We start from the raw sequence: 6,358 nt of genomic DNA on the forward strand, positions 1-6,358 counted from the left end.
GAACGACTAAAGCCACAGGCACGGCGGAACTGTGATGGGGGTAGCGAGGCGAGGCTTTCGTAGAGCATCTCCCGAGGGTGGTGACAGCGACTTTCTACACCGCTATTCTATTCGTGCAAGAGGTCTAGTGTGAGGTGTGTCCAATGTTGAATCTGAAACGGTTGCGATCGAGACCGGCCCGACAGTTTTTGTACCTGTGGGCGGGTCAGACTTTAATTTTCTGTGCCGCACAAATTTGGTTGGTAGCCCTGACTTGGTTGGTGTTGCAGGAAACCCAATCTGGTTGGGCGGTGGGGTCGGTGTTGATGGCGGCGGCAATTCCTCGGGGGCTGTTGATGTTGCTGGGGGGAGTTATGAGCGATCGCCTGCCCACCAATCGGGTGGCGGCGCTGGCGGGGGCGATCGCGGCCCTGGCAATTATGGGCGTGGTGGCGATGCTGCTGGCCGATCGCTTCTTCTTGGAGGGGATGATCGCCATTGCGGCCCTCTTTGGTTCCCTGGAAGCCTTTCTTTATCCTGCCGTTTTGGCCCTGTTGCCGAAACTGGTTCCCGCCGATCGCCTTGCTCAGGCCAATGCTTGGATGCAAGGCAGCGAACAGATCACGAATGTGGTTGGGCCGGCGGCGGCGGGCTTGGCGATCGGGGCTGTGGGGTTGACGGCCACTTTTACCCTCAATGCTTTGTTGCTGTTGCTCGGCAGTCTTTGTATTTTTCTGGTGCAACCCAAGGCTCCCGGGCGATCGGCCCATTCCCCTCAGTCAACGCCGAAACAGGCCCTGGCCGCAGAGATTGGCGAAGGGTTGCGCTATGCCTGGCAGCGATCGGATATTCGGATCGGGTTGCTGCTGATTGCGGCCATTAACTTTGCCATCCTGGGGCCGATCGTGATTGGTGTGGCCCAACTGGTGACCGTGCGCTTACAGGGCAACGCCACCACCTTTGGATCGCTTCAGGCCGCCTATGGCGTGGGGGCCTTGCTGGGTGTGGTAATTGCGGGGCAACTCAACGCGATCGCCAACCTCAAAACGCCCCTGGCTTGGTTGGCGGGAGCCTTGGGATTGGGCTTAATTTCCCTGGGCTTTGTTCACAGCACTGCCCTCGCCGCGATCGCGATCGGGGGGATGGGGATCGGTGGCGGCATTGTGGGTGTGTTGGCCATGACTTGGCTGCAACAGCAAACCGCCTTCCACATGCAGGGGCGAATGATGAGCCTGATTATGTTTGCGGCGGTGGCCTTGGATCCCTTTTCGCAAGCGGCCTCGGGTGCGTTGTTGGAAATCAGCCTCACTGGATTGTTTGTGGCGGCGGGGATCGTCATGTTGTTGACGGCAATGGGCGCGGCGATCGGGCCGGAAACTTCCCGATCGGCCTAAAATCCCAAACCATCAATAACCGTTGATTAACCCCAACGCATATCCCGAAACCATTCACCCAAAACCATTCACCCAAAACCATTCACCCAAAACCATTCACCCAAAACCATTCACCCAAAACCATTCACCCAACATCCACAATCCTGCATCCAACAAAAACAATCGCCCGCAGAGGCCCCAACCTCCACAGGCGATGTTTCGCTGGACTTGCCCATCGGGCAAAACCCTAGATGTCCGACTCGCTCAGTTCGCGGGTCATGTAATCAAACGGTGCATCCACCACGCTGGCATCCACACCGGCCGCCGTCACCAGCGACTTCACAATGTCCTTCATGATTTGAATGCCGCGCACCGTCGGAGCCGGAGGCACACCCAAAGAGTTGTAGGTTTCGCGCAGACCATTCAGCACGCGCTCATCCAACACATCCGCATCCGCCGCCACGATCGCGTAGCTGGCATAGCGCAGGTAGTAGTCCATATCCCGCAGACAAGCCGCATAGCGCCGAGTGGTGTAAGCATTGCCACCCGGACGAATCAGCTCGGGCACTTCTTCAAACAAAGCCAAGCCCGCTTGCTTGACAATATCCGCCGCATTGGCATTAATCACCGATGCCGCCTTGATCCGAGCTTCACCCGACGCAAAGTAGGCCTTCAGGTCGTCCATTGCGTCGCGATCGAGGTAGCGACCCGTAATGTCATAGTTTCTGATTAAAGTCGTCACAGCATCGCGCATCATGAGCGATTCTCCCAACAGTCTTTATCGAAGAGAAATATTGACAGTAGCCTACATTAAGGAAGCTGCTTGTCTTAAACTCGTCCCGGGACTCGGCTGAAATCGCTACACATCAGACGGTGCAACGGATTTCTGCGGCGACGCTCGGGCCCTCTCAATCATCGCACACCGCAGCGCCTAGCCCAAAGTCTCAGCACTAAGTTTTGTATCTCCCCTCAGCGAAGAAATAGTAGTTTCTGATACAAAAACCGCCCTAGCCTCTCTTTAGGATGTGACGAATGTAGCGCTACCCCGAGTAAGCGTCATTTATAGGTTTTGCTCTAAGCGCAACCGTGACAGAGGGGCAGTGCCTCGCATCTATTCCAAAGAGCGACTAAACAAACAGGTTCAAGGAGTTCGTTCATGACGACTGCCCAAGATGTCTTGAAAATGATTCAAGACCAAAATATCGAGATGATCGACCTGAAGTTTGTCGATCTCTTCGGGATCTGGCAGCACTGCACCTTCCATCGCAGCCTTATCGACGAAGAAGCCTTCACCGAGGGCGTGGCCTTCGATGGTTCCAGTATTCGCGGTTGGAAGGGCATCCAAGCTTCCGACATGTCCATGGTGGCTGATCCCAACACCGCCTGGATGGATCCGTTCATGGAAGTGCCCACCCTGAGCATGGTCTGCTCAATCAAAGAACCCCGTACCGGCGAGTGGTACGATCGCGACCCCCGCTCGATCGCGGCTCGCGTGTTGGGCTACCTGCAAAGCACCGGCATCGGCGACACCGTGTATTGCGGCCCCGAACCGGAATTCTTCATCTTCGACGATGTTCGCTACGGCCAAAACGAGCACGAATCCTACTACCACGTGGATTCGATCGAAGCCCAGTGGAACTCGGGCCGCATGGAAGCAGGCGGCAACCTGGGTAACAAAATTGGCTACAAGCGTGGCTACTTCCCCGTTGCCCCCAGCGACACCCTGCAAGATATCCGCACGGAAATGTTGCTGACCATGGGCAACTGTGGCGTGCCCATTGAAAAGCATCACCACGAAGTGGCAACCGCCGGCCAGTGCGAGCTGGGCATGAAGTTCAGCGACCTGATCAGCGCCGCTGACAACGTACTGACCTACAAGTACGTGATCAAGAACGTGGCCAAGAAGTACGGCAAGACCGTCACCTTCATGCCCAAGCCGCTGTTTAACGACAACGGTTCGGGGATGCACACCCACATGTCGATTTGGAAGGACGGCCAGCCCCTATTCTTCAGCCCCGATGGCTATGCCAACTTGAGCAAGATGGCGCTGAACTTCATCGGTGGTTTGCTGAAACACGCTCCCGCTGTGTTGGCCTTCACCAACCCCACCCTCAACTCCTACAAGCGCTTGGTGCCGGGCTTTGAAGCGCCGGTGAACTTGGCTTACTCGGCCGGTAATCGATCGGCTTCGATCCGGATTCCGTTGACCGGCTCGAACCCGAAGGCTAAGCGTCTGGAGTTCCGCTGTCCCGACGCAACCTCCAACCCCTACCTGGCTTTCTCGGCCATGCTGTTGGCGGGTCTCGACGGGATCAAGAACGAAATCGATCCGGGCGAACCGCTGGATGTGGACATCTACGACCTCAGCCCCGAAGAACTGAGCAAAGTTCCTTCGACCCCCGGTTCGCTGGAAGGCGCGCTGGAAGCGTTGGATCAAGATCGCGGCTTCTTGACCGCTTCGGGTGTGTTCACCGATGACTTCATCGACAACTGGATCACCTACAAGCTGGATGCGGAAGTGAACCCGATGCGCCTGCGTCCGCACCCCTACGAGTACATGCTGTACTACGATGCCTAATTTCCTAGCGGGTTAGGTGGCTGGGTTGCGCTGGGGCCGATCGCCCCGCCCAACCCAACTGTTAATCTCACAACCAAAGAGGCGATCGAGTCGTTTGCTCTGTTGGCAAGCCTGGCTCGATCGCCTCTCGTTTTTTGGGGTTGGAACTGTTTGGGGCGATCAATCGGGCGGAGTCAGGACTGAAATAACGCAGATCATGGTGGTTGATGACAGTTGCCAGCGTAGGACAGTGAACGGGTCAGTCGTTGCGCTTGAGATTTCAGACTGCTCTCGACTGTCGAGCTGAATTAAAAATGAAATTTACTCATGTTTTGCTTGACAAGACAAAAATTCTGCTGATATCCTAAAAACATGAGAGATACTCATTTTCTGGGTTGCCCCACCCCTGAAAGCACCGTCCCGCCAGGGCATGAGCTAACGAACGGAAGTGCTAGCTTTCTCCCGACTATTCAGCAACTTCACCCTCTTTCGAGAGGTGATTGGGTTAATTTTGCAATCCCCTGGAGCTACTGTCTATGCAACCGCTTCATTCAGCGACATTGAACGACTCTTTGACCGGTTCCATGCAACCGCCGACCCCCAATTCTTTTTTTCAGGGTATGAAGTCGGTTTTTTCAAAGTTTTTGATTTTCAAGTCGTTCACTGCGATGCTGCTTGGCAGCAATAGCCTGAAAACGGTGGGTGAATTAGTGGATGGCTTGCTGGGAACTCCCGCTTACGATTTGGCAGCACAGCATCTCAGTCAAAATCCGGCTTGTGCCGCCTTGATCCGTGAGCGCTACTTCCCGCCTACTCATGATTTAGAAACCCTCCTGACCCTGCCTTCGGATTCACTGGGGTATATCTATGCAGCGGAAATGAAAAACAAGGGCTTTGATCCCAATCTCCATGCTGGAATGACTGCCAAATCTGACGCTGAATATGTTGAAATGCGCCTGAGTCAAACCCATGATCTTTGGCACATTGTGACTGGATTTGCTCCCTCTGAAATTGGCGAAATTGGCTTGCAGGCATTTCACTTGCCACAATTTCCCTATCCATTAGCCAGCATGTTGGTTGCAAACAGTTTGATTATCAGCACTCTGATGGCACCCACAACATTGCCACTCTTGCTAGAGGCGATCGCTCAGGGATTTCAAATGGGGAAGGCTGCTCAACCTCTGTTTGCTCAAAAGTGGGAAGAGGGATGGGAAAAGCCCTTGAGCCAATGGCAAGCAGAGCTGAACATCCAACCCATTCAGTATTCATCATGAATCTAATGCAGCCATTTCAGTTAAATCTGAACTGATGAATTAGTCGTAACTTCAGAGGCGATCGAGTCGTTTGCTGTGTTGGCAAGCCTGGCTCGATCGCTTCTTGGTTTTGGGCCGTTCGTGACCCAAGGGCGATCGGGCTAGGCTAGGGCAAAACGGGAGGCTGTGAACGACCTATGGCGAGCAAGTTAATCGAGCTGGATGATGGTGTGTTGGTGGAGGTGGATGCGAAGGAGGACGAGGCGAAACAGGTTTTGAAATTCTGAAGAAACGGCAGGGATAGTCAATAAAGTGTGCTTAGACTAGTAGGGTTATTTTTGTAGGAATTAAGTCAACTGGGTGACGAGCTAAATTCTGCCAAAATCGCCTTGATTTTTTCTAAATCTACTCTCAAGTCATACCAAGCTGGTTCCTCTTGAAAAAGTCCATCTGCTCGCTGAATGGCTTCTCCAATCACATAGCGATAGTTTAAGCCTACAAACTCGCTGATCACTTTGTAGCAGACTGGTCGATAGGAAATTGATAGCAATTCAAGAACCCAGGTTCCAGGTGAGGCGAACACTAAATTAGTTAGCCCCGCTCCATGGGGCGCAACCACCACTTTCGCAGCGGCAAACATGGCTACTTGTTTCAACAATGGCAGTGCTTCCAGTTCAACAATCTCAAATCCATCGGCTACGAGAAACTCCATCACTTCTGCTTCATTGAGTAACCGCCGGTAACTCGCTTTACTCCGTGTGATATAGATTTTTTTAGCTGTCTTGTCAACACCCAATGGATGAATAGACAAGCTGCCTGTTTTTCTAGACAGATGGTTCTCTGTGGGTTGAGCGTCTTGTCCATTAGTTGTGGCTTGTAATTCCACACTGCCAGTGATCGCCGTCAATTCCTGCTGCTGTAAGACCCGGCTCAAGAACGTATTTCGTAAAAAAGTACAGGCATAGCGTGTGATACCGTTCATATACAGCCTTTGCCTATAACAAATGGCACGATATAATTATCAGTGTAGTGAAGTTATCGTCAGGAAAACTCATGAGTCTTTATTCGTTGGACTTGCGCCGAAAAATCGTAGAAGCTTACGAGAAGGGAGACACTTCGATTCGGAAAGTAGCAAAACAATTTTCGATTAGCCCAGAGACAGTCAGACGGCTTCTAAACCTATATCGCTCCACTGG

Annotated in this window: 6 protein-coding genes; 4 read left to right on the forward strand and 2 right to left on the reverse strand. The window is 53.1% G+C overall.

Going from position 1 to position 6,358, the window contains the following annotated elements; translation table 11 throughout:
- The first annotated feature begins 143 nt into the window (after window positions 1-143).
- Entirely contained in the window at window positions 144-1,373 is a 1,230-nt protein-coding gene (locus VPK24_RS06515; protein ID WP_393011491.1) for an MFS transporter, read from the forward strand.
- Window positions 1,374-1,599: 226 nt separating this feature from the next.
- Here VPK24_RS06515 and apcB read toward each other — a convergent pair whose 3' ends face one another.
- Window positions 1,600-2,106 carry an allophycocyanin subunit beta gene (gene apcB / locus VPK24_RS06520; protein ID WP_099531842.1) on the reverse strand — a complete coding sequence of 169 codons (507 nt, stop codon included), beginning with the start codon at window positions 2,104-2,106 and terminating at the stop codon, window positions 1,600-1,602.
- A gap of 402 nt (window positions 2,107-2,508) precedes the next feature.
- Here apcB and glnA point away from each other — a divergent pair, with 402 nt between their 5' ends.
- Together glnA and VPK24_RS06530 are read left to right on the forward strand one after the other, a co-directional pair.
- A complete protein-coding gene (glnA, locus tag VPK24_RS06525) occupies window positions 2,509-3,930 on the forward strand; it encodes a type I glutamate--ammonia ligase (RefSeq protein ID WP_393011493.1) in 1,422 nt (473 codons plus the stop codon).
- Window positions 3,931-4,445: 515 nt separating this feature from the next.
- Window positions 4,446-5,183, forward strand: coding sequence for a Coq4 family protein (locus VPK24_RS06530; RefSeq protein WP_393011495.1), 738 nt, complete (start codon window positions 4,446-4,448; stop codon window positions 5,181-5,183).
- A 331-nt stretch (window positions 5,184-5,514) separates the two neighbouring features.
- Here VPK24_RS06530 and VPK24_RS06535 read toward each other — a convergent pair whose 3' ends face one another.
- Window positions 5,515-6,144 carry a glycosyltransferase family 61 protein gene (locus tag VPK24_RS06535; protein ID WP_393011497.1) on the reverse strand — a complete coding sequence of 210 codons (630 nt, stop codon included), beginning with the start codon at window positions 6,142-6,144 and terminating at the stop codon, window positions 5,515-5,517.
- Window positions 6,145-6,215: 71 nt separating this feature from the next.
- Here VPK24_RS06535 and VPK24_RS06540 point away from each other — a divergent pair.
- Window positions 6,216-6,358 (forward strand): helix-turn-helix domain-containing protein (locus VPK24_RS06540; RefSeq protein ID WP_393011500.1); only part of this gene is annotated, 143 nt, incomplete at its 3' end.

The organism is Limnothrix redekei LRLZ20PSL1, assembly GCF_043235035.1.
In the GTDB taxonomy this organism is placed as follows: domain Bacteria; phylum Cyanobacteriota; class Cyanobacteriia; order CACIAM-69d; family CACIAM-69d; genus CACIAM-69d.

Coding starts and splice junctions, on each gene's coding strand:
- VPK24_RS06515 (WP_393011491.1), top strand. CDS start 144: ATGTTGAATCTGAAACGGTTGCGATCGAGACCGGCCCGACAGTTTTTG.
- glnA (WP_393011493.1), top strand. CDS start 2,509: ATGACGACTGCCCAAGATGTCTTGAAAATGATTCAAGACCAAAATATC.
- VPK24_RS06530 (WP_393011495.1), top strand. CDS start 4,446: ATGCAACCGCTTCATTCAGCGACATTGAACGACTCTTTGACCGGTTCC.
- apcB (WP_099531842.1), bottom strand. CDS start 2,106: ATGCGCGATGCTGTGACGACTTTAATCAGAAACTATGACATTACGGGT.
- VPK24_RS06535 (WP_393011497.1), bottom strand. CDS start 6,144: ATGAACGGTATCACACGCTATGCCTGTACTTTTTTACGAAATACGTTC.